At 59.2% G+C, this 25,848-nt stretch carries 20 protein-coding genes; 12 read left to right on the forward strand and 8 right to left on the reverse strand.

Annotation, left to right across the window (positions count from 1 at the left end):
- Positions 1–4: 4 nt before the first annotated feature.
- Together dusC and C1Y42_RS01980 are read left to right on the forward strand one after the other, a co-directional pair.
- Positions 5–967 carry a tRNA dihydrouridine(16) synthase DusC gene (dusC, locus tag C1Y42_RS01975; RefSeq protein ID WP_058775305.1) on the forward strand — a complete coding sequence of 321 codons (963 nt, stop codon included), beginning with the start codon at positions 5–7 and terminating at the stop codon, positions 965–967.
- 174 nt (positions 968–1,141) lie between these two features.
- Complete coding sequence (locus C1Y42_RS01980; protein ID WP_021508482.1) at positions 1,142–2,341, forward strand: MFS transporter; 1,200 nt, start codon at positions 1,142–1,144, stop codon at positions 2,339–2,341.
- Here C1Y42_RS01980 and C1Y42_RS01985 read toward each other — a convergent pair.
- On the reverse strand, positions 2,325–3,932 hold the full coding sequence (locus C1Y42_RS01985; protein ID WP_104092718.1) for an inorganic phosphate transporter: 1,608 nt from the start codon (positions 3,930–3,932) through the stop codon (positions 2,325–2,327). The genes C1Y42_RS01980 and C1Y42_RS01985 overlap by 17 nt on opposite strands.
- Before the next feature lie 166 nt (positions 3,933–4,098).
- Here C1Y42_RS01985 and C1Y42_RS01990 point away from each other — a divergent pair, with 166 nt between their 5' ends.
- Entirely contained in the window at positions 4,099–5,124 is a 1,026-nt protein-coding gene (locus C1Y42_RS01990; protein ID WP_104092719.1) for a transporter, read from the forward strand.
- Positions 5,125–5,222: 98 nt separating this feature from the next.
- Here the strand turns inward: C1Y42_RS01990 and C1Y42_RS01995 are convergent, their stop codons facing one another.
- Positions 5,223–6,335: a L,D-transpeptidase family protein gene (locus tag C1Y42_RS01995; RefSeq protein ID WP_104092720.1), complete on the reverse strand. Its 1,113-nt coding sequence runs from the start codon at positions 6,333–6,335 to the stop codon at positions 5,223–5,225.
- Positions 6,336–6,534: 199 nt separating this feature from the next.
- A complete protein-coding gene (locus tag C1Y42_RS02000) occupies positions 6,535–8,349 on the reverse strand; it encodes a glycoside hydrolase family 15 protein (RefSeq protein ID WP_104092721.1) in 1,815 nt (604 codons plus the stop codon).
- 118 nt (positions 8,350–8,467) lie between these two features.
- On the opposite strand from C1Y42_RS02000, the gene C1Y42_RS02005 reads away from it, so the two are divergent.
- A complete protein-coding gene (locus C1Y42_RS02005; RefSeq protein ID WP_058757839.1) occupies positions 8,468–9,247 on the forward strand; it encodes an SDR family oxidoreductase in 780 nt (259 codons plus the stop codon).
- On the opposite strand, the gene C1Y42_RS02010 is transcribed toward C1Y42_RS02005, so the two are convergent.
- A complete protein-coding gene (locus C1Y42_RS02010; RefSeq protein ID WP_021508476.1) occupies positions 9,244–9,819 on the reverse strand; it encodes a DedA family protein in 576 nt (191 codons plus the stop codon). The genes C1Y42_RS02005 and C1Y42_RS02010 overlap by 4 nt on opposite strands.
- Before the next feature lie 164 nt (positions 9,820–9,983).
- On the opposite strand from C1Y42_RS02010, the gene C1Y42_RS02015 reads away from it, so the two are divergent.
- The 3 genes from C1Y42_RS02015 to C1Y42_RS02025 all read left to right on the forward strand — a co-directional run bounded on the left by C1Y42_RS02015 (position 9,984) and on the right by C1Y42_RS02025 (position 14,400).
- Complete coding sequence (locus C1Y42_RS02015; protein WP_021508475.1) at positions 9,984–10,571, forward strand: Yip1 family protein; 588 nt, start codon at positions 9,984–9,986, stop codon at positions 10,569–10,571.
- Positions 10,572–10,795: 224 nt separating this feature from the next.
- Complete coding sequence (gene pbpG, locus C1Y42_RS02020) at positions 10,796–11,734, forward strand: D-alanyl-D-alanine endopeptidase (protein ID WP_021508474.1); 939 nt, start codon at positions 10,796–10,798, stop codon at positions 11,732–11,734.
- Between the two features lie 224 nt (positions 11,735–11,958).
- Complete coding sequence (locus C1Y42_RS02025) at positions 11,959–14,400, forward strand: DUF3772 domain-containing protein (RefSeq protein ID WP_058775310.1); 2,442 nt, start codon at positions 11,959–11,961, stop codon at positions 14,398–14,400.
- Positions 14,401–14,502: 102 nt separating this feature from the next.
- Here C1Y42_RS02025 and dld read toward each other — a convergent pair whose 3' ends face one another.
- Positions 14,503–16,212, reverse strand: coding sequence for a D-lactate dehydrogenase (dld, locus tag C1Y42_RS02030; RefSeq protein ID WP_104092722.1), 1,710 nt, complete (start codon positions 16,210–16,212; stop codon positions 14,503–14,505).
- Between the two features lie 155 nt (positions 16,213–16,367).
- On the opposite strand from dld, the gene bglX reads away from it, so the two are divergent.
- On the forward strand, positions 16,368–18,665 hold the full coding sequence (gene bglX, locus C1Y42_RS02035; RefSeq protein WP_031279874.1) for a beta-glucosidase BglX: 2,298 nt from the start codon (positions 16,368–16,370) through the stop codon (positions 18,663–18,665).
- A gap of 181 nt (positions 18,666–18,846) precedes the next feature.
- Positions 18,847–19,725 carry an oxygenase MpaB family protein gene (locus C1Y42_RS02040; RefSeq protein WP_104092723.1) on the forward strand — a complete coding sequence of 293 codons (879 nt, stop codon included), beginning with the start codon at positions 18,847–18,849 and terminating at the stop codon, positions 19,723–19,725.
- Here the strand turns inward: C1Y42_RS02040 and C1Y42_RS02045 are convergent.
- Positions 19,716–20,009: a hypothetical protein gene (locus C1Y42_RS02045; protein ID WP_058757834.1), complete on the reverse strand. Its 294-nt coding sequence runs from the start codon at positions 20,007–20,009 to the stop codon at positions 19,716–19,718. The two genes, C1Y42_RS02040 and C1Y42_RS02045, sit on opposite strands and share 10 nt — an antisense overlap.
- Positions 20,010–20,235: 226 nt before the next feature.
- On the opposite strand from C1Y42_RS02045, the gene C1Y42_RS02050 reads away from it, so the two are divergent.
- Positions 20,236–21,345 (forward strand): suppressor of fused domain protein, encoded by a 1,110-nt coding sequence (locus tag C1Y42_RS02050; protein WP_104092724.1) that lies wholly within the window; start codon positions 20,236–20,238, stop codon positions 21,343–21,345.
- A gap of 51 nt (positions 21,346–21,396) precedes the next feature.
- On the opposite strand, the gene C1Y42_RS02055 is transcribed toward C1Y42_RS02050, so the two are convergent.
- Positions 21,397–22,290: a LysR substrate-binding domain-containing protein gene (locus tag C1Y42_RS02055; protein ID WP_104092725.1), complete on the reverse strand. Its 894-nt coding sequence runs from the start codon at positions 22,288–22,290 to the stop codon at positions 21,397–21,399.
- 100 nt (positions 22,291–22,390) lie between these two features.
- On the opposite strand from C1Y42_RS02055, the gene C1Y42_RS02060 reads away from it, so the two are divergent.
- The gene (locus C1Y42_RS02060; RefSeq protein WP_104092726.1) at positions 22,391–23,125 is read left to right on the forward strand and encodes a sulfite exporter TauE/SafE family protein; all 735 of its coding nucleotides are present in this window, start codon (positions 22,391–22,393) and stop codon (positions 23,123–23,125) included.
- A 159-nt stretch (positions 23,126–23,284) separates the two neighbouring features.
- On the opposite strand, the gene C1Y42_RS02065 is transcribed toward C1Y42_RS02060, so the two are convergent.
- Positions 23,285–24,169, reverse strand: a complete 885-nt coding sequence (locus tag C1Y42_RS02065; RefSeq protein ID WP_104092727.1) for a LysR family transcriptional regulator — start codon at positions 24,167–24,169, stop codon at positions 23,285–23,287.
- A gap of 144 nt (positions 24,170–24,313) precedes the next feature.
- Between C1Y42_RS02065 and C1Y42_RS02070 the strand changes: the two genes are divergently transcribed.
- Positions 24,314–25,711: an amidohydrolase family protein gene (locus C1Y42_RS02070; protein ID WP_104092728.1), complete on the forward strand. Its 1,398-nt coding sequence runs from the start codon at positions 24,314–24,316 to the stop codon at positions 25,709–25,711.
- Positions 25,712–25,848: the final 137 nt, after the last annotated feature.

Genomic DNA, 25,848 nt, shown 5'->3' on the forward strand with positions numbered 1-25,848 from the left:
CGGTATGCGGGTTTTACTGGCGCCCATGGAAGGCGTACTGGATTCGCTGGTACGTGAACTGCTCTCCGGTGTGAATGACTATGACCTGTGCGTCACTGAGTTTTTACGCGTGGTCGATCAGCTGCTGCCGGTAAAATCCTTCTACCGTTTGTGTCCGGAACTGCACCATCACAGCCGGACGCCCTCCGGCACGCGCGTGCGCATGCAGCTGCTGGGCCAGTATCCTGAATGGCTGGCAGAAAACGCCGCACGTGCGGTGGAGCTGGGCTCGTGGGGCGTTGACCTCAACTGCGGCTGCCCGTCGAAGCTGGTGAACGGCAGCGGCGGCGGTGCGACGCTGCTGAAAGATCCGGAGCTGATCTATCGCGGTGCCAGAGCGATGCGCGAGGCGGTGCCCGCTCATCTGCCGGTCACGGTAAAAGTGCGGCTCGGCTGGGACTCGGGCGCGCGGCGTTTCGAGATCGCCGATGCGGTGCAGCAGGCCGGTGCCAGCGAGCTGGTGGTGCATGGCCGGACCAAAGAGGACGGCTATCGCGCAGAGAGCATCAACTGGCAGGCGATTGGTGAGATTCGCCAGCGTCTGACAATTCCGGTGATCGCCAACGGCGAAATCTGGAACTGGCAGGATGCGCAGGATTGCCTGCGCATTACCGGCTGCGACGCGGTCATGCTCGGGCGCGGCGCGCTCAATGTGCCTAACCTGGGGCGCGTGGTGAAATACAACGAAGCCCCGATGCCGTGGTCGCAGGTGGTTGAGCTGTTGCTGCGCTACACCCAGCTGGAAAAGCAGGGTGATACCGGCAACTACCACGTTGCGCGCATCAAGCAGTGGCTGGGCTATCTGCGCAAAGCCTACCAAGAGGCCGACGGCCTGTTCAGCGAGATCCGCACGCTGCGTGTCTCCGCCGAGATCGCCAGCGCCATCGAACGCCATGCCGCACGCATGGCCCAGGTGTCCTGCATCTGAACCTGAGCGGTGGTACCTGAACTGTCAGGTCCGCCGCGTTAACGGGCAAGCCAGCGATCACCCGGTGAAAGTGTGCGCTGCCGCCATGTTTTATAACAAAAAAAGCCGCGATCCTTAGTCTGCTAACCGGTATAGTGAACCTTCGCTTTCACCACGTTTCTGACGCCATCTTCCATGTCTGACGCCGCTGTACTGAGTAATGCTCAGTTAAATAAACGCATCCTCTCCGTCATCGTTTTCACCTTCTTTTGCTACCTGTCCGTCGGGTTGCCGCTGGCGGTGCTGCCGGGGTTTGTGCATAACCAGCTGGGCTTCAGCTCGTTTATCGCCGGGCTGATCATCAGTCTGCAATATTTCGCCACGCTGCTCAGTCGCCCGCACTCTGGCCGGCTGGCCGATCGCTACGGCCCGAAACGCGTGGTGATGATGGGGCTGGTGTGCTGCGGCATGAGCGGCGTGCTGTCGATCATTGCCGCGCTGTGCAGCGGTGCGCCGCTGCTGAGCCTGACGCTGCTGGCGCTGGGGCGGCTGTTTCTCGGCGTCGGGGAAAGTTTTAGCAGTACCGGCTCGACGCTGTGGGGCATGAACATTGTCGGCCCGCGGCAAACCGCGCGGGTCATTTCGTGGAACGGCGTGGCGACTTACTTTGCCATGGCGATTGGTGCGCCGCTGGGCGTGCTGCTGAATCAGATTTTTGGCATCAGCGGCTTTGCTGGTCTGGTGGCGCTGATGGGGGCGATCGGCTTCTGGATGGCCTCCGGCAAACCGGCGGTCAGCGTCAGCGCCGGCGTGCGCATTCCATTTCATCGCGTGGTCAGCCGCGTCTGGCTGTTTGGCCTGGCGCTGGGATTTGGCACCATCGGCTTTGGCGTGATCTCCACCTTCATTACTCTCTATTTCGCCAGTCGCGACTGGAGCGGCGCGGCCTTCGCCCTGACGCTGTTCAGCCTCGGTTTCGTCCTGGTGCGGCTGGCGTGCGGGCGCTATATCACGCGCTTCGGCGGGCTGCAGGTCTCGCTGATCTCCTTCGTGCTGGAGGGCGCTGGTCTGCTGCTGATCTGGCAGGCGGACAGCAGCTGGCTGGTGGATATTGGCGCCTTCCTCACCGGCGGCGGTTTCTCGCTGGTGTTCCCGGCGCTGGGCGTGGAAGCGGTGAAGCGGGTACAGCAGCAGGATCAGGGATCGGCGCTCGGTACCTATTCGGCGTTTCTCGATTTGGGGCTGGGGTTGACCGGACCAGTGGCGGGGTTGTTAATCGGCCACTGGGGCATGCAGTCGGTGTATCTGGCGGCAGCACTGATGGTGCTGGGCGCGTTCCTGATTACGCTGCGCCTGCACCAGCAGTCTTCAGAGCCTATCAGGCCAGATGAATAAACAGCGCATACAGCAGCCCTGACAGCAGCACCGATACCGGCAGCGTCAGCACCCACGCCAGCGCCAGATTACGCAGGGTGGCGAGCTGCAGGCCGGATCGGTTGGCCGCCATGGTACCGGCCACGCCGGACGACAGCACATGGGTGGTCGACACCGGTAAACCAAAGGCATCGGCCGCACCGATAGTAGCCATCGCCACCAGCTCCGCACTGGCACCCTGCGCATAGGTGAGATGGGTTTTGCCGATGCGCTCACCCACCGTAACCACAATCCGGCGCCAGCCGACCATGGTGCCGAGACCCAGCGCAATCGCCACCACCACTTTGACCCACATCGGGATAAAGCGCGTAGCCGCGTCCAGCTCGTGCTTCACCGCCGTCAGGTTGCGCGCCGTCTCTTCCGGCAGCGCGATGTTGGCCGATTGCAGATGCTTGATGGTTTCCGAAGCGAGATACATATCGTTGCGCGTGTTGGTGACTGCCTGCGCCGGAATATTTTCTACCGAACCGTACTGGCGAATCTGTTCGCCGATATCGCCGAGCATCATGCCGAGCGCCGGCAGCACCTGCGGCCGGTTCTGGCTGGTGCGTACATATTCCGTCAGCACCTCACGCGCTGCCGGCATTGCGGCGGGCGGTGGCTGCAGCGTCAGCAACTGCTGTTCGGTGACCTGGGTTAACGCCGCCACGCGCGGAATTTGCTCCGGTGGCAGCGAGCGGTTGAGCGCATAGGCGATCGGCATGGTGCCAACCAGGATCAGCATAATCAGTCCCATGCCTTTCTGACCGTCGTTCGAGCCGTGGGCAAACGAGACGCCGGTACAGGTGAGGATCAGCAGGCCACGAATCCACGCTGGCGGCGGCTGATTGCCTTCCGGCGCCTGATACAGCTGGCGATTGCGCACCAATGCCTTCATGGCCAGCAGCAGCACGGCGGCGCAGATGAAGCCAATCACCGGCGACAGCAGCAGGGCGTAACCGACTTTAACCGCCTGATCCCAGTCGACGCCGCTGGTGCCGCTGCGGCCGTGCAGCAGCGCATTCGCCACGCCTACGCCGATAATCGAGCCGATCAGCGTGTGCGAAGAGGAAGAGGGCAGGCCGAAATACCAGGTGCCGAGGTTCCAGACAATCGCCGAGCACAGCAGCGCGTACACCATAGCAAAGCCGTGACCGCTGCCCGCCTGCAGAATCAGCTCCACCGGCAGCAGCGAAATAATGCCAAACGCCACCACGCCGCTGGAGAGCAGTACACCAAGGAAATTACACAAGCCGGACCACACCACCGCCACGCCCGGCGACAGCGAGTGAGTGTAGATCACCGTGGCGACGGCGTTGGCGGTATCGTGAAAGCCGTTAACAAACTCGAAGCCGAGCGCAATCAGCAGCGCCACGCCAAGCAGCAGAAACGGCGTATAGCTGGTGACGACCGCGCCGGTCTCTTCCACGTCGTTGAACAGATTGATACCGGTGAACACCAGCCCGGCCACCAGCAGCAGCAGAAAGAGCACGCGCGAGGCGCGACCGCTGCGCGGGTGCAGATTGGGCCGTCCGCGGGCGGACGATGATGCAGGTAAACTGTTTTCAGCCATAACACACCCCCCGGGGTGAATTAACGATGCACGAATGGCACCCGTTAACTGCAGTGTGATACGGGTTTTGTATGACAGAATGATGATGCCAGCGCGGGCTGTCATCATGCTGTAACAGACCTGTCGCAGGCTGTGGATCTGACCGCTCTGGGATCTTCACGCCGCTATGCTCCAGCCTGTCCTGCCGCTTGCCTCGCTGCCCGACTTCAACAACGAAGTCGCCGGACTGATTCACGGTTACCTGTTCAACCCGGATGCTCCGCCACAGCGGCTCAACGCCCGCGAGGCCGCGAAGCTGGCGCGGCACACCCTACCCGACGGCTGCTTTCTCTGGCTGCACATTAACCTGAATCATGCCCGCGCCGAGCGCTGGGTTCAGGACCATTTCAGCGTAGATGACGATTTTTTCGATGAGATTCATTCAGCCTCGCCGCGCACCCGGCTGGCACAGCAAAACGATGCGCTGCTGGCGGTGCTGAATGACGTCACCTTCAGTAAGGAGGAACGCAGCACGCAAAATGCGACGCTGTGGATCTGGTGCCGGCCGCAGGTGATGGTCAGCGCGCGCTATCGCCCGGTTGGCATGATTGAACGTATGCATCAGCAGATTGATCGGCTGTGCTTCAGCGCGCCGGATGCGATGCTGCTGTGGCTGCTCGGCGAACAGGAAGCGCAGCTGGAGCAGGTGGTGCGGCGCTCCAGCCAGGCGGTGGATGCGATAGAAGAGCGGCTGCTGAGCGCGGCGATCAAAGCCAACCGCAGCGAGCTGGGCCATCTGCGCCGCATGCTGCTGCGCGTCCAGCGGCTGCTGGCGCCGGAGCCGGCCGCGCTGTTTCGCCTGCTTAACCGGCCGCCAAACTGGCTCAACCGGGAACCGCTCAGTGAGCTGCGGATTTTCACCGAGGAGTTCAGCGTGGCGCTTAACGATCTTGCCAGCCTGATGGAGCGCATTCGCCTGCTGCAGGAGGAGATCGCTGCCCGCCTGATGGAGCAGAGCAACCGAACGCTGTTTTTGCTCACCTCAATCACCGTGCTGGCGCTGCCCATCAATATCGTAGCCGGTTTTTTTGGCATGAACGTGGGCGGCATTCCGCTGGCGAACAATCCGCACGGCTTTCTGCTGTTAGTGCTGGTGGTGCTGGTGTTTACTCTGGTGGCGGGCTGGCTGGCGTTACGCCGACCACACGATTGAGCGCGCAACTGCGCCGCGACACAACCGCACAATGATCCCGGCGATCGGGCAATAAAAAAGCCAGCCCTGCGGCTGGCTTGATCATCGACAGCGAACCCTTACAGGCTGTTGCCGTTGCTGGCAGGCTGTGCCGGCGCGGCCTGCTCAACCGGAGCGGCTTCAGCGGGCTGCTGCACATCGGCCTGCGGCGCGACGGCGGTGGCACCCTGCGGCGTCATCGGCTCTTCTTTCGGCATCGCGTCAGAAGACTCTTGTACCATCACCGGCGCAGGCTGGGTTTCGCCCGGCTGACCGTTGATTTTGGTCGGCATACCGGTACGTGCCTGGATGGCGTTGTTCACGGCATCCTGGTTAGTGCTGGCATCGGCCACCACTTTGGTCACGGCGGACGTCAGGCTGATTGGCACCAGTTCACGTGAGTTAAACTGCTCTTCGGTGGTCGACAGCGGGTTGTGAACCTCGATGTAGCGCGAACCGTCTGGCTCAACGGTGGCTTTTACCGGCTGGTCAATGAACTGGACGCGCGTACCCACTGGCACGTTGTCGAACAGCCATTTGATGTCGTCCGCACGCAGACGCACGCAGCCGTGGCTCACGCGCAGGCCGATACCAAAGTTGGCGTTGGTGCCGTGAATCGCATACAGACGGCCAATGTACAGCGCGTACAGGCCCATCGGGTTATCCGGACCTGCCGGGAACACGGCCGGGATGCTCTCGCCGCGCGCCGCGTACTCTGCGTGCATCGCTTTGGTTGGCGTCCAGGTTGGACCATTCTTCTTGCGCTCAACCGCGGTGGTCCAGTTAACCGGCGTATCTTTACCCAGCTCGCCGATACCGATCGGCAGCACCACGACAGTTTTGGTGCCTTTCGGGTAGTAATACAGACGCATCTCGGCGCTGTTGATCACGATGCCTTCACGCGGTGCGTCAGGCAGAATCAGCTGCTGCGGGATCACCATTTTAGTGCCTGCTTTCGGCAGGTAAACGTCCACGCCCGGATTGGCTTCCAGCATGTTGCTGAGGCCCATCTGGTACTGCGCCGCAAACGCTTCCAGCGGCAGTTTGCTGTCGTCTGGCACGGTGATTTCAATATTTTCGCCAATCAGGCGGCTATTCGCTGGAGGCAGCGGATAGACGACTGCAAAGGCCGACTGGCTGAACGCCGCCAGTACGAGGGCGAGTGAAGCGAACGCGCGAATGCTTTTTTTCATGTTTTTACAAGTCGTTATGGCCATTTTCATGGCTTGTCAGTGTGTCGAACCCATCAGGGTCAGAATAACCCGCTGCGCATTATATGTGCATAGGCGCAATGATGGGAATCAGGATTTTCGCTGGTTGAAGATACTTTACGCAAAACGCGGCGTTTCACAGACTATTCTCTTTGCCACGCCGCCCAAAATGTGAATTTTCTTACGGTTGCCACAGAGTCACTTCGCCGCTCAGTTTACGGTTGAGGAAAAACGCGGCACTGATCAACGCCAGATGGGTCAGCGCCTGCGGCATGTTGCCCAGCGCGTTGCCGTGCGAGGTAAACTCCTCGGCGTACAATCCCAGCGGATTGGCGTAGCTCAGCAGCTTTTCAAACTCGAAATGCGCCTCGTGCACCCGCCCGGCGCGCGCCAGACACTCCACATACCAGAACGAACAGGCGGCAAACGCACCCTCGCCACCGGTCAGCGCATCGGCGGGCGTCTCACTGATGTTATAACGCCGCACTAAACCGTCGCTCACCAGATGGGTTTTAATGGCATCCAGCGTGGCGATCCACTCCGGATCGGTCGAGCTGACAAAGCGCACCAGCGGCATCAGCAGCATCGACGCATCCAGGTATTTACCGCCGCGCGTGGCGGTGAAGTGGCCGAGTTCATCGTTCCAGAAGTTCTGCCAGATGTCGTCGCGGATCTCACTGCGCACCCGGTCCCAGCGATCGTATGGCATCGGCAGCGAACGCTTCATGCCCAGCCGCAGTGCGCGGTCCAGCGCCACCCAGCACATCAGGCGCGAATGCAGAAAGTGCTCCGGCTCGCCGCGCATCTCCCAGATACCGGCGTCCGGCTGGTTCCAGTTAACGCAGACGTAGTCAATCATGCTGGACACATGGCGCCAGCCGCGCTGCGAGATGGCTTCGCCGTATTTATTGGCAAGGTAGACCGCATCCATCAGCTCGCCATAAATATCCAGCTGCGTCTGACGCCAGGCATCATTGCCGATGCGCACCGGGCGCGAGTTGGCGTAACCGGAGAGGTTGAGCAGTTCGGTCTCGTGCAGCTCGGTGCCGCTGTCGAGACGGTACATCACCTGCAAATGCGGCGTATCGTCGTGGCTGTGCTCAACGCAGCGGCCTACCCAATGGGTGAAGTCACGCGCTTCTTCCACATAGCCGAGCCGCATCAGCGCGTACATGCTGAACGAGGCATCGCGGATCCACGAGGCGCGGTAATCCCAGTTACGCTCGCCGCCCAGCTCTTCCGGCAGGCCAAAGGTGGCGGCAGCCGCAATCGAGCCGTGCTGGTGCGAGGTGAGCAGCTTGAGCGCCAGCGCCGAGCGCGTCACCATCTCACGCCAGCGACCGCGATAGGAGCTGTGGCTGCTCCAGCGCCGCCAGTAATCCACCGTATCGCGAAAGCAGCGCTCGGTCGCGATATGCTGCACCTGCGGATCGTCATCGTTGCCAAACACAAATTCGGCGTGCTCACCGGCCTGCAGGGTAAACTGCGCCACCGCGCTGTCCGGTTCGCGCGTCATCACCACCGTGGCGCTCAGGCGCAGCGACGGCTGGCCTTCGGCGACAAAGGCGATACCGCCTGGGCGCGTCTCGGTGCGCATTTCGGCACGGGCATAGTCGTGGCGCGGCGCGCAGCGCAGATCAAAGGTGGCGGTGCCGCGGATCATTTTTACCCGCCGCACCAGGCGCGGCACTTTGCTGCGCTCATCGCAGATCGGCATGTAATCGGTAATTTCCGCCACGCCGGCCTCATCAAGCCAGCGGGTTTGCAGAATGTTGGTATCGGGCAGGTAGAGCTGCTGCTGGCGCGCGTTTTGCCACTGCGGTGCCAGCGAAAACAGGCCGGCTTCGTCGCTGTCGAGCAGGGCGGCAAACACGGAGGGGCTGTCAAGTTCAGGCCAGCAAAGATAATCAATGGTGCCGTCGTTCGCGATCAGGGCACAGGTGCGTAAATCACCGATGACGCCGTGGTCGTCAATTCTGCGTTTAATCTTGCTCATCCTGCCTCCTGAACGCTATCCAATTGTTAACTATAGACGAAACGGCAGAATCGGCTGCGACGTGGCACAGAACGATAACTTCTATACTGTGAAGACACCCATCAGGCAGGAGAACGTTATGACACTGGGCAAACAGAAAGTCGCCGTAGTGACCGCTTCAGATTCGGGGATTGGACGCAGCTGCGCCGTGATGCTGGCCGAGGCCGGTTACACCGTCGGCATTACCTGGCGCTCGGATGAAGAGGGCGCGCAGGAGACCGCGCGGCTGGTGGAGAGTAAAGGCCAGCTGGCCCAGGTGCGGCAGCTCGATCTGTCCGATCCGCAGGCTGGCGGGCAGCAGCTGGCGCAGCTGATCAATTCGCTGGGCCGCATCGATGTGCTGGTGAACAATGCCGGCGTGATGACCAAAGCCGATTTTCTTGATGTGACCTTTGAGGACTGGCGCAAAGTCTTCACTGTTGACGTAGACGGCGCCTTTGTCTGCGGACAGATTGCCGCGCGGCATATGGTGGATCAGGGCGACGGCGGGCGCATCATCAACATCACCTCGGTGCATGAGCATACGCCGCTGCCGGACGCCGCCGCCTATACCGCGGCCAAGCATGCGCTTGGCGGGCTGACCAAATCGATGGCGCTGAGCCTGCTGCCGCATCACATTCTGGTGAATGCCGTGGCGCCGGGCGCCATCGCTACGCCGATGAACGACATGAGCAACAGCGAGGCGCACAGCCGGCGCATGCCGGAAATCCCGATTGGCCGCCCTGGCGATACGCGCGAAATCGCCAGTCTGGTGGCGTGGCTGTGCTCGGAATGGGCCACTTACACCACCGGGCAGTCATTCGTGGTCGACGGCGGCTTCATGCTGGCCAACCCGCAGTTCAAGGGTTACCACAGTTAACCGGCGCGGCGGCGGTTCCAGCGGCGAATCACAAAGCGCAGCACGATGCCGAACACAATCGCCGCCGCCAGCCAGATGAAGTGCTTAAGGTGCTGATCAAGCTTGTGCAGCCACGGCGTGATGATTTCACCGGCGAAGTAGCCGAGGGTGACAAAAATCAGCGCCCACAGCGCGGCGCCAATGACGTTAAGCACGAAAAAGCGCAGCGGCTTAAGACGGCTGGTGCCAATAATAATCGGTCCAATCAGGCGAAAGCCGTACATGAAGCGCACGCCAATCACAAACAGGCTGGGGTGCTTCTGAATCAGCCGGTTAGCTTTTTTAATCGTGTCCTGATGTTTGCGGAAGCGCCGCAGAATGCGCGTGCCATAGCGGCGGCCAAGCCAGAACAGCAGCTGATCGCCAATAATGCCGCCGCCCATCGCCGCCAGCACCACGCCGCTGAAGTGCAGCAGGCCTTCGTGCGCCGCGACGCCGCCCAGCAGGGTAAAGGTTTCCCCTTCGGCAATGCAGCCAATCAGCAGCGCCAGGTAACCGTACTGGGTGATTAATCCATTGATATCGATGTGCAATTGCTCCTCCCTGGGTAAGCGATACAGCTAACAGTCTAGCTGGCTGCGGCTTTTTTTGTGCCGCTGGCCGCAAAAACAGCCGCGCCGATTATACTTGAACTGAAGCTGCCTGCATTGGACAGCCTGATCGCTGGGGCAGCCCGTCGCATCAGAGGAGTGATTGTATGAATCATGTCTGGGGTCTTCTGGCGCATCCCAATCAGGAGATGCGTGATATCAAGCAGGAAAACGAGAGCGTTTCGCACCACTACACCCATCACGTTCTGCTGATGGCGGCGATCCCGGTGATCTGCGCCTTTATCGGCACCACGCAATTGGGCTGGAACCTGGGCGAAGGGCAGTTCGTGCAACTCAACATGCTGACCGGTATTGGTCTCGGCATTCTGTTTTATCTGATCATCTTAGGCGGTGTGGCGGTGATGGGCCGCGTCATTCACTGGATGGCGCGCGACTATCCGCAGCGTCCCAGCATCCAGCGCTGCACCGTGTTTGCCGGCTATGTGGCAACGCCGCTGTTCATCAGCGGGCTGGTGGCGCTCTATCCGCTGGTGTGGCTATGCGTGCTGGCCGGTGCGTTAGCGCTGATGTACACCGGCTATCTGCTGTACGTCGGCATCCCGGTATTCCTCAACATTGACCGTGAAGAGAGCCTGCGCTTCTCCGGCTCGACGCTGGCGATTGGTGTGCTGGTGTTCGAGGTGCTGCTGGCGCTGACGGTGATTCTGTGGGGTTACGGACCACGCTTGTTCTGACCGTGAGAGGGGTCAGGTCGTCAGCCATGGCGACCTGACTGATCCCGCTGCGCCTGGCAGTGTCTGTCATGCCCGCCTTTTTTAACGCTCGGAAACAATCTCCCTAAGAAATTTCGCAGACGAGCGCGTATGATAGCGCAGCCAGCCCGCGTCGCATCAGGCCTGACGCCGGCGGCCTGTGTTTCGACACAGCGCAAACCTCCTCACCGGATTTTTTTGACACGATGTCTGTAAAAATGCGTATTTCTTTGCTGTCGCTGGCGCTGTTTGTCGCCGCGCCAGCTGCGATGACTCCGGCGCTCGCCGCCGCAGCAAAACTGTCCGATCTGGCGCCGATTGCCCAGCCGCAAATCGCCTCCGGCAGCGCGCTGATTGTCGATCTCGATAATAACAAAGTGCTGTTTTCCAGCCATCCGGATCGGGTGCGGCCTATCGCGTCGATCACCAAAGTGATGACCGCGATGGTGGTGCTGGATGCCCGGCTGCCGATGGACGAAATGCTGTCGGTGGATATCAGCCAGACGCCCGAAATGCGGGGCGTATTCTCGCGCGTGAAGCTCAACAGTGAAATCAGCCGCCGCAACATGCTGCTGCTGGCGCTGATGTCCTCGGAAAACCGCGCGGCGGCCAGCCTGGCGCATCACTATCCCGGCGGTTACGACGCCTTTATCCGCGCCATGAACGCCAAAGCGCGCGCGCTCGGCATGACGCACACCCACTACGTAGAGCCGACCGGTCTGTCGCTGCACAACGTCTCCAGTGCGGAAGATCTGGTGAAGCTGCTCAGGGCCACGCGCCAGTATCCGCTGATTGGTCAACTGAGCACCACCAAAGAGGAGACGGCGGTGTTTAAACACCCCAGCTACGCGCTGCCGTTCCGCAATACTAACCATCTGGTGTACAAAAATGACTGGCGCATTCAGCTGACCAAAACCGGTTACACCGACGAGGCCGGTCACTGCCTGATAATGCGTACCATGATTAATAACCGCCCGGTGGCGCTGGTGGTGCTGGATGCGTTTGGCAAATATACCCACTTTGCCGATGCCAACCGCCTGCGCGACTGGCTGGAAACCGGCAAGGCGGCGCCGGTGCCGGCGGCCGCGCTGGCGTACAAAAAGCAGAAAGCGTCACAGCTTGCCAGCAGTGCGGACGTGGAGTAACGCAACCCGTTACTCAGCGTAGCGGCGCAAGGGAGTGCGCCGTGTGCCGGGGTGGCGCGTGACTGACGGTCAACGGCGCTTAAATGAACAAAATTTCTTATCGTTAGCACCAATGTTTTACGCCACCATTCCTATAGTTTCCCTGACGGCAAAGTCCTACACTGGCGACCATTCACGGTTAACCTTGCGTTTACAGGCTGTTATTGCGCTGGAATCTCACTCATATGTTCAAGTTTCGTTCTCTGTTTACCCCGTTCCTGCTGCTGCTGGTGTTATTCACGCCGGCGCTCAGCTATGCGGATGACAACGCCGCGCCCGCGCAGCAGGAAGAAGACGCGGCACCGAAGGTCAATCCGGCGGTTGAACTGCCGAAGATGCAGAAAATCCTCGACAAAATTAAGGGCCAGGTGTCTGGCGATACCAATGAAAACCAGCTCAACCAGCTCAATGAGATGGCGCTGGAGCTGTCAGGTAATGCGGAAACCCTCGGCCAGGCGCTGATTCCGCAGCGTCAGCAGCTGGATGCGCAGCTGGCGGTGCTCGGCCCGGCGCCGAAGGCGGACAGCGGCGTGAAAGAGACGCCGGAAGTGACGCGCAAACGCGCCGCGCTGGAGAATCAGAAGGGCAAACTGGATGATCAGATCAAGCAGGCCGACGGCATCAAAAACGGGGCGCTGGTGCTATCCTCGCAGATCGTCAACCTGCGGCGCGATCAGCTGAAAAGCCAGCTGGCGCTCAACTCCGGCAGTATTTTAGGGCCACGCTTCTGGTCACCGCTGTTCAGCCGTCAGGACCTGGATGGCGAAAAAATTGGCGACTTTATCAGCGAGCTGCAGGATACCGCCGCGCTGTCGTGGGAGCCGGGCTGGCGCGTGGGCACGGTCGGCTGGCTGCTGGCGGCGCTGCTGGTGATGACGCTGGGCCGGCGTTACAGCGAAGAGTTTCTGGCGTGGGTCAGCATTCACAAACTGCCGGAAGGGCGGCTGCGCCGCAGCTTCCTCGCGGCGGCGATTGCGCTGACTACGCTGGCGGCCGTGGTGCTGACCTTTAATTTTCTCTCGCTGGCGTTTGTGCGCCGCGATGAAGTGTCCAGCGACGTGCAGGATTTTATCAGCCGTCTGGTGCAGCTCAGCGTTTACTGCGGACTGATCGCCGGTCTCGGCCGCGCATTTCTGTCAACGCGCCGCCCGAGCTGGCGTCTGCCGAGCATCTCCAGTGAAGTGGCGCTGGCGCTGAAGCCGTTCCCGCCGATTACCGCCGCGCTGGTGTTTATCTTCCAGACCGCCGAGTCGTTTAACTACACGGTCGGCACCAGCCTGAACACCACCATTTTTGCCAACGGCCTGACGGCGCTGCTGATTGGCAGCACCGGGCTGGCGATCAGCATGCGCACCAATCGCGTGCGTCGTCGCATGGCGCAGGCCGGCAATCCGCCGGAAGCGCGTCCGACCATCGTCGGCCTGGTGCAGCTGGCGCTGACGGTCACCGCCGTGGCGATTCTGGTTTCGCTGATTGTCGGCTACGTCACGCTGGCGCGCTTCCTCAGCTATGAAGTGATCTGGTGCGGCATCCTGTTTGGCTCGTTCTACTTCCTCAGTCATCTGATCAACGACGGTTGTGAAAGCCTGTTCTCCACCAACAACGCGACCGGCAAGCGGTTGCAGACCTCGCTGAATATTGACGAGCGCTACCTGCAGCAGGCTGCAACACTGCTCAGCGCCGTGGGTAAAACTCTGCTGGTGGCATTTGTCGCGCTGGCGCTGCTCAACGGCACGTTTGCCTCGTCCACGCCGATTGAGCTGATCCAGAAAGTCATTGAGTTCTGGGGTGGCAAAGGGCTGGAGTCGCTCAACATTGTGCCGGCGCACATGGTGAACGCCATTCTGTGTCTGGTGGTGGGTATCTACGTGCTGCGCTCGGTGCGGCGCTGGCTGGACAAAGAGTTCCTGCCGAAGACCACCATGGACATCGGCATGCGCGTGTCGCTGGTGACGCTGTTCAGCAATATCGGCTACGTGCTGATTATCCTGCTGACGCTGTCGATTATGGGGCTGCAGTGGAACAAGCTGGCGTGGATCGTCAGCGCCCTGTCGGTGGGTATCGGTTTCGGCTTACAGGAGATCGTGAAGAACTTTATCTCCGGTCTGATCCTGCTGACCGAACGTCCGGTGAAGGTCGGCGATCTGGTGAGCATCAGCGGCATCGAAGGGGATATACGCCGTATTAACGTGCGTGCGACTGAGATTCAGCTGGGCGATAAATCCACGGTGATCGTGCCGAACTCGCAGCTGATTTCGCAGAACGTGCGTAACGCCACCATGGGCAACGCGCAGGGCGTGGTGACGATTCAGCTGACCTTCCCGCTGGATATCGATCCGGTGCAGGTGCGCGAACTGTTGCTGGACGTGTATCGCGAAAACGAGCGTATTCTCGAAACGCCGGAGCCGTCGGTTTCGTTTAAAGATTTGACGCCGGCGGGTATTGTGCTGAGCGTGACCGGCAACGTCGCCAGCCAGCGCCAGATTTCCGGTGCGAAAAGCGATTTGCTGTTCGATATCCTGACGCGCCTGCGCAAAGAGGGCATCGTGCTGTCGACGCCACAGACCATGATTATCGAACGCCGCGCGCTGCCGGCGACGCAGAATGAAGGTGAAGCGTTGCCATAATGGCATGAGACCGTAGCGGCGCAATTCATTGCGCTAAGGTTTGCCTCTGATGCAGCAAACCCGCGCGATAAATCGCGCCGCTACGGGTCCGGCAGATCTGACTCAGGCTTTCACCGCCCAGCCTTTGTGCTTACTGGTTTTCCCGATGCCCGGGTTAAAGGTATTGGTCGGATCGAGCTGGCGATAAAACGCCTGCAGCTGCGGTTTGGCCGCATACAGATGGCCAACGTTATGCTCTGCCGGATACTCCGCGCCGCGCGCCGCGAGGATCGCCAGCATCTTCTCCTTCAGCGCATGGGCATCTACGCCTTTCTTCACAATGTAATCCTGATGGAACACATGGCAGAAGAAGTGGCCGTAGTAAAGGCGATGAATCAGATCGTTATCAAACTCCGGCGGCAGGCGCTCAAACCACTCCTGATCGTTGCGGCGCAGCGCAATGTCCAGCGCCAGAATATCCTCCACTTCGTCAGCGTGCACCGCGTGATAACGCACGGCGGCACCGGCTGCGGCAAAACGATGCAGAAAAGCGTGCGCGCCCTCTTTGGCGTCGCAGGCAAAGAACTCACCGCCGCCTTCGCGGAAATACTCCTGCAGATACGCCTGCGCTTCGGCCACGCCGTCGCCAGACATCTTCAGCATCAGGTGGTGCTCGTATTTGTCACGATACTGCTTCAGGCGCTTCGGCAGGTGCGCCGGGAACCAGCGGCTGATGCGTTGCAGCAGGCGATCGGTCAGGTGCGGCTTAACGAAGCTCAGCTTGCTGAGCCAGGCATCCACCCGGCCTTTGAGGGTGAAAAACAGTGGCATCTTGTCGGTGCCGAGTTTATCAATCATCACAAAGGTGTCTTTGCCGTAGACCTCGGCGATGTCGAAAATATCGCGGTGCATGTACTCACCGGCGACCGGTAAATGGGTAAACTCCGCCAGCATGTGGCGACGCAGCTCGCCGAGCGTCGCCGGGTCGTTGGTGCCAATGTAAAACACCTGCTGCTTTGGCTCGGTGGGGAAGGTGTCGAGCCGCACGGCAAACACCGCCAGTTTGCCGGCGCAGCCTGACGCCTCAAACAGGCGCCGCTGGTCGGCGTTGAAACGCGCCGGCGTATCGGCGTGAATGTCCCGCACCCGCTCGGCGTATTCGTGGTCGGACGCGTGGCGCGCATCCCAGCGCACATCATCCGGCTGCCAGCGCTCGTCGTCCAGCCGGCCGAGAATCTCTTCCGGCGAATGACCGAGGTCGATGCCCAGATGGTTGACCAGCCGAAGCTTGCCGTCGGCGTCCACCTGCGCAAACAGCGCCATTTCGCTGTAGGCCGGGCCGCGTTTGATCAGCGAGCCGCCGGAGTTATTGCAGATGCCGCCCAGCACCGAGGCGCCGATGCACGAGGAGCCAATCACCGAGTGCGGCTCGCGCCCGAGCGGTTTAAGGGTTTTCTCCAGCTGATACAGCGTGCTGCCGGGGAAGGCGAGAATCTGCCTGCCGCCGTCGATCAGCTGCAGTTTGTCGAGACGCAGGGTACTGATGATCACCACCGGGCGATCGTAATCGTTGCCGTTGGGCGTTGAACCTTCGGTCAGGCCGGTATTGGCGGCCTGCATCAGCACGATGGCATCGGCCTGTACCAGCGCCTGCAGCACGCGCCATAGCTCCAGCAGCGAGCCGGGGAAAACCACCGCCAGCGCATCGCCCTCGCCGGAACGGAAACCCTTACGATAGCGCGCGGTCTGCTCCGCGTCGGTCAGCAGCTGTGATGCGCCGACCAGACGGCGCAGCTCGGACAGCAGGGCAGGGTGTGAGGTGTTGTTATTCATTAGCCTATCCTTGTCGTTAACGTGGCGTTTCTACTGTAGCACGCGTCGGCCACGGGGGCGCAGTGTGACAATGGCGGCTACCTGCTATCCTCATCTTGTGGCACACTGCCCCGGTTATTTCGATATTGCGCAGTTACTTAAGAGAACCCGACCTGATGAAATGGATTTACTCTGTTAGCCTCGCTGTTTCCCTTGCCGTGCAACCCGCGTTTGCGGATGACCTGTTCGGCCCCCATCCAATGACGGAACAGGCGCGCGACGCCTTTGTTAATCAGCTGCTGAGCAAAATGACGCTGGATGAAAAGATTGGGCAGATGCGCCTGATCAGCGTCGGTCCGGATACGCCAAAAGAGGCGATTCGCGACATGATTCAGCACGGCCAGGTCGGGGCGATTTTCAATACGGTAACGCGTCCGGATATCCGCGCCATGCAGGATCAGGTGATGCAGCTCAGCCGCCTGAAGGTGCCGCTGTTCTTTGCTTATGACGTGGTGCACGGCCAGCGCACCATTTTCCCGATCCCGCTCGGCCTCGCCGCCAGCTGGGATCTGCAAGCCGTTAGCGAAGTGGGACGCATCTCCGCCTATGAAGCGGCAGACGATGGCCTCAACATGACCTGGGCGCCGATGGTGGATGTGTCGCGCGAACCGCGCTGGGGCCGCGGCTCTGAAGGATTTGGCGAGGATACCTACCTCACCTCGCAGATGGGCAGTGCGATGGTCAAAGCCATGCAGGGCAAGAGCGCCGCCGACCGCTACGCCATCATGACCAGCGTTAAGCACTTTGCAGCTTACGGCGCAGTGGAAGGCGGTCGCGATTACAACACCGTCGACATGAGCCCGCAGCGCCTGTTCCAGGATTATCTGCCGCCGTATAAAGCTTCGCTGGATGCCGGCAGCGGCGGCGTGATGGTGGCGCTCAACTCGCTGAACGGCACCCCGGCCACCGCCGACAGCTGGCTGCTGAAAGATATTCTGCGCAACGACTGGAAATTCAAAGGCATCACCATCAGCGATCACGGTGCCATCAAAGAGTTAATCAAACACGGCGTCGCCAGCGATCCGCAGGATGCCGTGCGTATTGCGCTGAAATCCGGCATCGACATGAGTATGAGCGACGAGTATTACAGCAAATACCTGCCGGGACTGGTGAAAAGCGGCGCGGTGAGCATGGCGGAAATCGACGATGCGGCCCGTCACGTGCTCAACGTTAAATATGACATGGGCCTGTTCAACGATCCGTACAGCCATCTCGGACCGAAAGGCAGCGATCCGCAGGACACCAATGCGGAAAGCCGCCTGCACCGGGCGGAAGCGCGCGACGTGGCGCGCCGCAGTATGGTGCTGCTGAAAAACTGGCATGAAACCCTGCCGCTGAAGAAAGAGGCCACCGTGGCGCTGGTGGGACCGCTGGCCGATAGCCAGCGCGATATCATGGGTAGCTGGTCGGCTGCGGGCGTGGCGAAGCAATCTGTCTCGCTGCTGCAGGGCATGCGCAGCGCCATGGCCGGCAAAGGCACCGTGCTGTATGCCAAAGGGGCCAATATTTCCGATAACAAAGGTATCCAGAACTTCCTCAACCTGTATGAGCAGGCGGTCAGTGTCGATGCCCGTTCGCCGCAGCAGCTGATTGACGAAGCGGTCGCGCAGGCGAAAAAAGCGGACGTGGTAGTGGCGGCAGTGGGCGAGGCGCAGGGCATGGCGCATGAAGCGTCGAGCCGCAGCGATCTGGTGATCCCGCCGAGCCAGCAGAAGCTGCTGGCGGCCCTGAAAGCCACCGGGAAACCGCTGGTGATTGTGCTGATGAATGGCCGTCCGCTGGCGCTGGTAAATGAGGACCGCATGGCGGATGCGATGCTGGAGACCTGGTTCAGCGGTACCGAGGGCGGGAACGCCATCGCCGATGTGCTGTTCGGTGATTACAACCCATCGGGCAAACTGCCGGTGTCATTCCCGCGCTCGGTCGGACAGATTCCGATTTATTACAATCATTTGCCAACCGGCCGTCCGTACAATTTCGAGAAGCCGAACAAGTACACCTCGCACTATTACGACGCGGTCAACGGTCCGCTCTATCCGTTTGGTTACGGTTTGAGCTATACCCAGTTCAGCGTGTCGCCGGTGAAGATGTCTGCACCAACCATGCCGCGTAACGGCACGGTGGAAGCCAGCGTGACGGTGACGAATACCGGCAAACGCGATGGTGCCACGGTGGTGCAGCTGTACCTGAACGATCCGGTTGCCAGTATCAGCCGTCCGGTGCAGGAGCTGCGCGGCTTCCAGCGCATTATGCTGAAGGCCGGCGAGTCGCAGACCGTGCGCTTTAAGATTGATGTCGATGCGCTGAAGTTCTGGAATCAGAAGATGCAGCACGTCGCCGAGCCGGGCAAATTCAACGTGATGATCGGTCTGGATTCGGTCAGAACCCAGGATGCGCAGTTCGATTATTTGTAATTGAGGGTTTGTTATCCTGGTTTCCCTCACCCTAACCCTCTCCCGGCGGGAGAGGGAACCGATCAAACCGACTTTTAGCGGATATTATCCTCTGACCTGCCCGCTTCAGCGGACTGCCCCCTCTCCCGCGCGCGGGAGAGGGCTGGGGTGAGGGAAAGGTCATTAGCGCAAGAACGAACAAATGAATCTCCGCCACCGCATCGAACAGCAGGTCTTTCGCCTTAACGGCCTGTCGCTCAACGAATTTGACATCTCTCAACCGCCGGGCGATCCCGGCCTGTTCGGCCCTGACCACATCATCTGGCAGGTGCACGGCGACTTTCCCGCGATGCTGTGCGGCGGCATCAGCGCGCTGATGCTACAGATGCTGCATCCGGCGGCGCTGGCGGGCGTGTGGGATCACTCCAGTTTCCGCCAGGACATGCTTGGCCGGCTGCGGCGCACCAGCCAGTTCATCGCGGTCACCACCTTCGGCAACACCGCCGATGCGCATACCCTGATTGAGCGGGTCAAACGCATCCATCTGCGCGTCACCGGCATTGATAACACCGGTAAACCCTATGCCGCCAGCGATCCGCATCTGCTCACCTGGGTGCACGTTGCAGAAACCAGCCGCTTCCTGACCGCGCATCTGCGCTACAAAAATCCGCAGCTCAGCCTCGCCGATCGCGATCGTTATTACGCCGAAGCGGCGCGGGTAGCGGAAGCGCTTGGTGCGCAGCAGGTGCCGAAAAGCGTAGAGGCGGTTGAGGCCTATTTACAGGCGATGCGGGCAGAGCTGGTTTACGATGCGCGCACTCACGAAGTGATGCAGCTGCTGCTTAATGCGCCAGCACCCAGCTGGCAGGCGAAACCGGCGATGCGCGTCATGCTGCGGGCTGGCTGTGGTCTGCTGCCCGACTGGGCGCAACAGCTGATGCAACAGCCGATCGGGCCAGTGGCGCAATGGCGGATTGATAAGCAGATCGCGTTGATTGCCGCCCTGTTGCGCTGGTCAATCCAGCGTGGCGCCTGGGCGCGTGCCATGCAGCGCATGGGGCGCGATCCGCGTTACAGGTGAAATTCATCCTGCTTGCTGGTATAGCTACGCGGCGTGCGCGCCTCGCGTTTCAGCAGGAGCTGGCGCTGCTGATAGTGATGCAGCAGCATGCCCAGGCCAACGCCCAGTAGCGCCAGCGGCACCAGCGTGTAGTAGATATCCAGCGGCAGCAGCACCAGCAGCGCGATGGCACCGACGATCAGCGTCAGGGCTGCCATCACCCACGTATAGCGGACAAACAGCCACAGCAGCAGGGCGAGAATCACGATTTCGCGCAGATTGAGATCGAGGGTTTGCAGCACCATGACGACAGCTCCGCAACAGAAGAGTGCGCTGACAATAGCATGCGAAGCGGTAAAAGAATCGCAAAAAAATCTGAAGCTTCGCCGCCGCTGCCCCCGCTATTCTTAAGCCGGGCTGAACGATGGCCTGGCGCACTTTGAGAGTTTTACCCTTGTGTCACATGGCGCGAGTGCCGATCCTGCTCTATTCTCGGGGAAAATGGATCCCTCCAGGCATTGTCGAGGCGTTATGACACACCAACCTCTGATTGCTGAGGTGCCGAATCAGCAACACACTTTAACCGCCATCGTCGAACAGGATGCGCGTACCGCCTATTTTTATATCTGGCCGAACGACCTGTTCCGCAGTCAGTACGCCGTGCGCGGCTGCTGGTTGCGCAATCTGCTGCCGGCACCGGCGCAGGAAGATCGCGAAGCGATGGAGCAGGGTATTGCGCCGCTGCTCAGCGCCAGCTATTGCCGCACGCTGGAAGCGGAGCCGATGCTCGATCCGGCCGGCCTGCAGATTCTGTGGGAGCCCAGCGACGACGGTGCCGCGCTGTGGTATTACGGCCAGCTGCTGGCGGTAATCCCCGGCTGGAGCCTGTATCAGGACAAGCAGGTCAGCTTCTCGTCGGGCTGCATCAAGGAGAACCGTCTCACCGCGCCGCTCGGTTCAGCCTCCACCAACGATTACTACGCGCGCGCCGAACAGCAGCGTCATTTCTGGCGTGACTGGCACGATGGCCAGCAGTGGGATCGCGTGCAGAGCGAGCTGCTGCAGCGTTACCAGGCGCAGTTTGGTGAGTCGGTAAAATATTACGCCATCGATCAGGGCAACTGGCCGCCGATGGCGATTTCGCAGCACTGGCATAACGGCGTGTGGTATTTCTTCACGCTCGGCATGAGTATCCGGCCGATGCCGCAGGTGGATTATCTGTTTGATGAGCTGGCACCGCAGTACCGGCGTGTAGAGCTGGCGATGGCGGTGGATGGCGAAGTGATGACCGAGGCCAACGCGGTACAGATGGCCAGCGCGCTGGCGGAGTTTGCTCATCTGCCGTGGGCGCGGCTGACGTGGATTGGCGAAGGGCACACGCTGGCGTCGGAAGTTGCGCCGGTCGGCTTTGAAAGCTTCCTGCTGGCCAACGGGCTGGCGGGCGAAAACGCGCAACTGCGGCTGCCGAAGCGCGACGGCGATCGGCCCAATCTGCTGTGGGCGACGCCGATCACCGAAGCCGAGCGGCTGTTTGCCCAGGCGGACGATCGCGGCGGCCAGCAGCTGCTGCAGCGTTTGCTGGCGCAGGGCAGCGATCATGTATTCCGTCCGCGCCAGGAAGTGGTGGAGTCCGCACCGTAGTGCCTGCCGAAAAAGCCCCGACATACCCCTCTGGCAGCGACCAGGCGGGTATTAAGCGGATGCTTCCCGTTCCAGCCATGCGACAAAGCGGTTTAGCGACGATGATTTATCCACGTCAGGCGCAATTAACGCCACGTAGCGGCTTCCCTTCGCCTCAACAGCTAACGGGGTGACAAGCCGGTTGCCCTGCAAATCATGTCCCAGCATTTGTATTCCACCGATACCCACACCGACGCCATCAATAATCGCCTGCAGGCTGATATAATTGTGTTCGAATCGCTGAAAACGTTCCGGACGCACCTCGCCGACGCCAGCCTGCTTCATCCACCGTTCCCACTCGCCTGACCGCGTACTGGATAACACGACAACGTGGGTCGCCAGGTCTGCAGGGGTGTTCAGCGCTTTTGTGGCTAACAGTTTCGGCGCGGCAATCAGGGTGAGCTTTTCCTCAAATAACGCTTTCTTCTCAAAGTAACGCCATTCAGGTTTGTTCAGCGCATCCCGGCGAATCAATACGTCAAAGCCAGATAGCCCTTTCAACTCCGAACTGTTTGAGGTGGATACCGAGATTTCAATGTCGGGATATTGGCTGTGGAATGCCGGCAGGCGCGGGATCAACCAGTGCATCGCAAAGGTGGTTTGCGCATTGACGCGTATCGTGCGGGTGTTGGGTGTTTTGCCAAAGCGCACTGCGGCATCGCTGATGATGTCAAAAGCGGTGCTGATCTCTGCGGCAAAAGCCCGGGCATGTTCCGCCGCCACGCTGCGCTGTCCCTGACGTTCAAATAACGGTTGTCCCAGCCACTCTTCAAGCAATTTGATCTGACGGCTAACGGCACCGTGAGTCATCCCTAATTCCTCAGCCGCGTCACTCAGGCTGTTGGCGTGCGCGGCCGTTTCGAACAGCCGCAATGCATTCAACGGCGGCAGGTTACGTTTTTTCATCTGTGACTTTTAGTATCAGGAGTGGGCAATATTTATCGATATTATGATCGAATTGCCCTGATTAAGATGCGTGCTTTGCCGTTGAAAATGAGGAAAGTCAGTGGGTGATTATCTATTTGTGACGCTGATCGCGATCCTCTCCGGAGCGCTGAGTGGCATCATCGGCACCGGTTCTTCGTTACTGCTGCTGCCGCTGATGGTCAGCAATTTCGGCCCCAGAGTGGCGATGCCGGTCATGGCTATCGCCGCAATCCTGGGAAATCTCTCGCGCATCGCGGTCTGGTGGCGTGAAATCGACTGGCGCGCCACTCTGGCCTATAGCCTGCCTGGCGTGCCAGCTGCGTCGTTAGGCGCGCATGTGCTGCTCTCTTTACCTGCCTGGATCATTGATGGCGCGCTGGGTCTGTTTTTCTGGGTGATGATTTTGGTCAGACGCAACCTGAAAAACAGTCACTGGACGCTCTCGATAAAGCAGTTAGGGTTTTGTGGTGGCGTGGTGGGTTTTCTGACCGGACTGGTTCTCTCCACCGGACCGGTGAGCGTGCTGATTTTTACCGCCTATGGATTGAGTCGTGGCGCATTTATTGGCACGGAAGCATCGAGTGCCTTGCTGTTATATTTCAGCAAGGTCAGTACGTTCGCCTTCCAGCAGGCGCTCTCAATGCAGATTGTGCTCACCGGTGTGTTAGTGGGCAGTGGCATTATGCTGGGCACCCTGAGCACGAAGGTGATAGTCCAGAGACTGTCAGTCACACAATTTGCCGTGCTGATAGACGTCATTCTGTTTATTTCCGGCGCAGGATTAATCGTTAATGCCTGGTCAGGAGCACCATAAAATCAATCTTCATCTCCCTTGAAATAATTTAAGCGTAGCGGGTTAGCCCAATCTGCATCTCAACGTTGCGTCATCGCTCAGCTAAGCAATAGATACTGTTCGCACCATGCTGTGGTGCGTCAGTAATGCAAGGCACGAAATGTGCGTGAGACAGACCTGTCAGATGATTTCCTCTATCCAATCTGCAAATGCGCGTACGGCAGGGGAAAGGAAGCGCTGATGGGGATAAAGCAGGCTGACCGGCACTGAGGGTGGCTGCCAGTCGGTAAGTACTTCAACCAGCGTTCCTTTCTGCAGGTGCTCAGAAACAATATTTCCGGCAAGCTGGGCCAGCCCAAAACCTTCAAGACACATTTTAATGTAGAGTCCTGTTTCGTTTACAGCACCCTGGCCGCTGACAGCCACGGAAAGCGGCTCTGAATTCTGCACGAAACACAATTCGCCATTACGCCGGGACTGGTCTGAAAAATAGTGGACTGCCCGATGCCGGGATAAATCTTCAGGTGACTGCGGTATGCCATATTCGCTGAGATATTTCGGTGAAGCACATGTCACCCAGCGAAACCGGCCCAGTGGACGTGCAACTAGCGTGGAATTTAGCAATTCTCCTGTTCTTATTACACAATCCACGCCTTCCTGAACGAGATCTATCTGACGATCGCTCACCCCAATCATCAGATAAATATCCGGATAACGGCGGTAAAAATCTTTCAGATTTGACATGACAATGAAATGGGCAATGCCACCTGGCATATCCACACGTAGCCGCCCCTGCGGCCGTTTACTGGAATCCGTCAGACTGGATTCCGTATGCTCGATTAACGACAGTATTTCGCGGCACTGCGCAAGATACTGGAGACCCTCAGCAGTGAGATTTACCCGCCTTGTCGTACGGTTAAACAGCCGTACCTGCAGGTATTTTTCAAGACCCTTAATCGAACTGGTGACCGTTGAGGGCGGCAGGGACAATGTCTCGGCAGCACGAACAAAACTTCCGGCTTCAGCCACCCTTATAAAGATTTGCATTGCCTGAAGTCGATCCATTCACCTGCTCCCACACCTCTGATTTCTGCCCCTATTAAATATCATTGTTCGCAAATTTTGAATTATGAAAGCGCGTTTAGCATCTTTTTCAATGTAATTGTGTGACCTATCGTCTTCCTGTCAACACGAAACGAGGCGATTTAAATGAGCGATTACAGAAGAGATATTATTAATAACCAGACCGTAAACCCGCCGATGACGCTCATCAGTGGCGCCACTATACTGAGCATGGATGATAACGTCGGTAATCTTGAACGCGGTGATATTCTTGTCACCGGCTCAACCATCAGTGCCGTAGGTCAAAATCTGGATGCTCATGGGGCACGTGTAATTGATGCTACGAACATGATTGCCATGCCGGGGATGGTCGATTCGCACCGTCACTCATGGGAGGGGCAGCTGCGCCGCATCAATCCAAATGCCACCTGTCTGGACGACTACAGCAACGCCACGCACTTCTCGTTTGCCAGGTACTATCGGCCAGCCGATATGTATATCGGTAACCTCCTGACCGCACTGAGTGCTATCGACGCCGGCATCACAACAATCATTGATAATTCCCACAACAGCCGTACTGCTGCACATTCTGACGCTGCCGTAGAGGCTCTGCTTGATGCCGGCATACGTGCCATCCACGCTTCAGGTGCGCCGGTAGCAGGGGAATGGAATAGAGCGCACTGGCCGGGTAACTGGCAGCGTCTGCAGAAAAAATATTTCGAAAATAATCCTGAAAGCCTCGTTTCTTTGGGTGTCATGGCTCAACTGGAGCCTGATCTATGGGCTGAAGCACGCCGGCTGGGACTGCCCATCGTCACTGAATTTTTCGGTGCTGAGATGGCTTCTGAACTTGAGTCATTGCATAAGCAGGGCCTGCTGGGTCCGGACAATATATTCAATCACTGCACGGCACTGCCAGATCAGGGATGGGAAATTCTGCGCGAAGCCGGTGTCCGTGTGAATGTCTGCCCGCGCTCAGATTCGCATTATGGTATTGAGAACGGAATGTTTGCCATTGAGGCCGCACGGCGTCATGGCATCCATCCTGGCCTTAGCGTGGACAACGAAACGTCATACAGCACCGACATGTTTATGGAAATGCGCGTGGCGTTTTATCTGCAGCGTGTAATGGGCATGCATAAGCAGCATTGCTGTGATTCAGAGCATTCGCTGACAACGCTTCCGGCAGAGCAGCTTCTTAAATCTGCAACCATTGATGGTGCTGCCTGTGCGGGAATGCAGGATAAGGTGGGCAGCCTGACTCCTGGTAAACAGGCCGACCTGCTGCTGATTAATGCTACAGATCTCAACCTTTATCCTGATGGAAATGCTTTTGGTACGGTGGTGCATGCAACCGAACGCAGTAACATCGACACTGTTTTGATCGGCGGACGCATCGTCAAACAGAACGGTAAAATTTCGGGTGTTGACAGCGAGCGCCTCCGCGCAGCCATTGATGAATCGCGTGCGCACCTGTTTGCCGCTGCGGGTTATGAGCCAGATATTTTTGCGGAAAACTTTATGCCGCTGGTGCAGGCAAACTAACAGAGACGAACAGCACGAGCTTAGTTTATTACGTAATAGCTTTGCTACAGGTCTGCTATTACCCTGCAGACTACGCTGAACATTTAGCTTGTAAAAAGGCCTAGCGGCGACCCGCTCACCGCCGGTTTTTTCTTCAC

This window comes from Pantoea sp. ICBG 985, from assembly GCF_002928365.1.
GTDB lineage: Bacteria > Pseudomonadota > Gammaproteobacteria > Enterobacterales > Enterobacteriaceae > Pantoea > Pantoea dispersa.